This window comes from Iodobacter sp., assembly GCF_025352645.1.
Taxonomy (GTDB): domain Bacteria; phylum Pseudomonadota; class Gammaproteobacteria; order Burkholderiales; family Chitinibacteraceae; genus Iodobacter.
The window spans coordinates 1-3,621 of sequence record NZ_JANXSO010000065.1; the positions used below are offsets into that span (position 1 = coordinate 1).

Consider the following 3,621-nt stretch of genomic DNA (forward strand, 5'->3'; position numbering starts at 1 on the left):
CATCGCCAGCCTGAACCGCGATACCGATGGCGCACAGCAACAACTCGCCAATGATTTTAAGCCTGAAAAAATCAACGAGCTATTCAGCGCCACCAAAACCTTCCTGCAAGAAGGCAACACCTTTATGGCCAACCGCACGGCTGAGGCGGATGCGGCGAAAAAAGCACTGGACGGCACATCGGCCAGCTTAAGTGCAGAACAAGCCAAGCCACAAGATCAGCAAAATCAGGCACTGATCCGCCAGCTGGATGCTCAAATAACGAGTCTGGGCGAGCAAAAAACCGAAGCAGATAGATGGACGCCTGGCGGAGACTATGGCCGCGCCATGACCGCACTGCAAGCGGCCGTGGGCGGTAATGTTAGCGGCGGCGTAACGGGACTAGTGCAAAACGCCTCCGTGGCTTACGTGCAAAGCTTGGGCGCTGAAAAAATCAAAGAGATAGCCAACAGCTTCCAGAAAGTGGATGGCGAAGAAAACCAAACTAGCCAAAACGTCCGCGCCGCCCTACACGCCATCGCCTCCTGCGCCGGAGCCACTGTTTCCGGCAGCAACTGCAGCAGCGCCGCCGTGGGAGCCGCTTCCAGCGTCGTCATCAACAACGTCCTATCTGAAATCGAAAACACCAATGCAGATAAGATGACCGCCAGCGAAAAGGAAAAACGTAAGAATCTGGTGGGCTCCATCATCACTGGTATTGTTGCGGCAACGGATGGCAATGCGGCGGCGGCGAATAACGCGGCTCAGATTGAGATGGAGAATAACTATCTCAGTAAATCTGAGGCGACAAAACTAGAGCAACTCACTCGACTGAAGTTCTCTGGTAAATGCGATAGCAAGTGTGAACAAGAAACGAAAGCACTTAAAAAGAAAGATGACGCAACAAATCTTGCTTTAGATGCTTGCGCTAATGTTAAAACTCCCCAATGCGACGCAATCCGGCAGGATGTACGCAATGCTGCGGCAAGCTATATTCGCTCAACTTCCTTGCTGGCTGATGCAGCTTTAACGTTTGTAGCAAAAGAAAAAGAAACTGAAGCTACACTTCTCGCGCAGCAAAGTATGGGCGGTGTTAATACCAGCGATGTACTTAAAGGTTACGGCCAATCGATGGTTGATGGTGCTGAAAGTGCTTACTCGGGCGCTAAAACGGCATTTAAAGCCTTATTTGGTGATCCACAAGCTCAAACGCAGCTCAAGGCAGGGGCTGGCGCGGCATGGGATTATGTTTCTGATCTGGATAACTTGCCTTATCTATTGGGTGCAATGACGCCAGAAAAGCGCGAGAAACTGGCTCAGGCCTACGAGCGGGGTGATGTTGAAACAATTGGTCGGATAGCCGGAGAAACCGTCGCAAGTTTGCCAATTGGCGGCGGTGCTGGAACGATTAAAAATGTAGGCAAGGCCACTGAAACCGCTTTGGATGCAGCGCAACTTGCGAAGAAAGCGGAAGATGCTGCCAATGTTGCCAATAAGGTTAACGGTCTCACTAAACTGGATGGCCTACTGGGCAAAACGATTGATGGACCTCAAGTTACCAGCACTATGCTGAGACAGGATGGTCAGTTGGGGGAAAAACTTGCCATCCAGATGCTATATGAGAAAACCGGCTTGACATTCAAGCCACTGCAAAATGCCAGCGGTCATGGCTGCGATGGTTGTTTGGTGTCAATCAACGGCGATAAGATCACGGTGGTGGTGATGGATGCAAAATCCTCGCAAAATGGTGTGGATTTTGCTAAGGATGCGGCGGGGGATCCTACGGCAAGGCTTCGTGGATGGCTTGCCAAACCCAATATTGCCGTAGCATCTAAGGAAAACAGAGTGCTGATCGCCGAAATTCGCGAGGCAATGGCTTCAGGTGACTTCAAAATACAGGGCATCACAGTGAAGGTGGGCGTTCCGGCTCCCAGCACAACAGGTAAAACAGCATTCAAGGTGGAATCATGGCCGAAAAAATAAGGATTTGTGAACGAGCTGGGGTTAATCCTAAATGGACAAAATACAAAACGGTTATCGGCTATATCAAGGCACTAGAGGCTGGCTGGGCGGGTTCTGATGTAACTCTGGTTGAAATGGAGCTGAACCGCATCCGCGAATACAATACACGGGAAGATTCTTCATCGGACAAGAAAATCCCCAATAAGCGCAATGCTACTCATAGTTGGTCAGAGGAACTAGGTCGTATCAAAGTTCATGAAGTATTAGCCACTGCGCCAGATAATCCACTGTGGCTGGGGAAGCTGGTGCATTGGATGCGATATTACGAAGTTGGCATCAAACAGGCGTATTTTTGGCATCAACAATTTGATGTTTTATTTCCTGATTCTCAAAATGGTGGTCTGCGTATGTTTAGTACGCAGACAGCGGCACAAATGATGGCGACGATGGCCATATTAGGCTGGAAAGACGCGGTAATTTTTCATGGGTATTTGATTCACTCCGCTTTGAATCGCAGCTATCAATTAGAGCTTCAATACACCGAAGAGCATCGTCGCGCCCAAGCCTTTATGTTGCGCTTGTTTGCCGATTGGGTGGGCGATCTGTCGCACCAATGGCCAGGCTATGCCTACGACGAGCCGATCTATGAAATGCTGCTCCAGCTCTGGCGAACTCCTGACCCAGAAGCCTTAATACCTTGTCTCTTGGCTGCGTGTGATCGGCATACCCATCAAGCTGGCAAAGACACGCTGAAGAAATTTTATGATTTCAACTCAGATTGGCATTTGGAACGCGTGCCGATTGAGATTTTGTTCATTTTCCGTTTGCGCGAATGGGAAGGGTTCGCGAATCCCGTGTTGGATCATCCACTGATGGTTGCACCGTTCGATAGCTTGCCGCCTGAGCAACCCGTACCCGAATTGGATGAACTGATGCAAGGGGTACTGAAGCGGGCGCGGGAAGATTGGCCGCAGTATGACGAAGTGCTCTCGCTGGCTGCATTGAAACAAGGCTAGCCAAGTAAACTGGACGGTGTCGGGCATGAGGAAAGCGAGGGTCAGATACCGTCTTGCAATGTAATAATTTAGTTAAACTATTTGTTGTATTGCAAGACTTTGCTCCATTTTTTCAGATCCTTCTTCGGTGAGCGTGAGCATTACTTACGGCGAACCCAAATCTGAAAGCACCACCAAAACCAGCAGCATCAGCCATAGCGGCAGCACTTTAAATGCGGGTGGCGATATTCAAATCTTGGCCGTGGGCGATGGTAAAGCCAGCCAGCTGAATGTGCTGGGTAGCGAGATCAATGCCAAAGGCAATATCAAGCTGAAATCGGATGGCGATATCAACTTGCAATCGGCGCTGGATGAGAGCGAGCAGCACAGCAAAAACAGCAGCTCAAGCTGGGGTGCGGGTGTTGCGATTACCTTTGGGCAAGGCGGTGCCAGCTATGGCGTCACCGCTAACGGCAGCCTGAGTCGCGGCCATGCCGATGGCAAAGATACTGCTCAGCAAAATAGCCATATCAACGCAGGTAAAACGAGCCTGTAAATCTTTCTGTGTAAATGCCTTTGGAATTATTGGTGGCCGTTCAGCCGGTCACCAAATTCTATAACGAAACGATTCAGCGCCATTCGCCAGTTTTGAATCGGCATCGTCCATTTCTTTGAAGCCTGTTGGAT

General features: G+C 50.0%; 3 protein-coding genes. All 3 read left to right on the top strand.

Annotated elements, in window-relative coordinates; all coding sequences use genetic code 11:
* Positions 1 to 1,960 (top strand): DUF6862 domain-containing protein (locus Q0R17_RS07950; protein ID WP_293933752.1); only part of this gene is annotated, 1,960 nt, incomplete at its 5' end.
* A complete protein-coding gene (locus Q0R17_RS07955) occupies positions 1,945 to 2,955 on the top strand; it encodes a hypothetical protein (RefSeq protein WP_293933754.1) in 1,011 nt (336 codons plus the stop codon). The genes Q0R17_RS07950 and Q0R17_RS07955, both read left to right, overlap by 16 nt.
* A gap of 133 nt (positions 2,956 to 3,088) precedes the next feature.
* A complete protein-coding gene (locus Q0R17_RS07960) occupies positions 3,089 to 3,490 on the top strand; it encodes a hemagglutinin repeat-containing protein (RefSeq protein WP_293933755.1) in 402 nt (133 codons plus the stop codon).
* Positions 3,491 to 3,621: the final 131 nt, after the last annotated feature.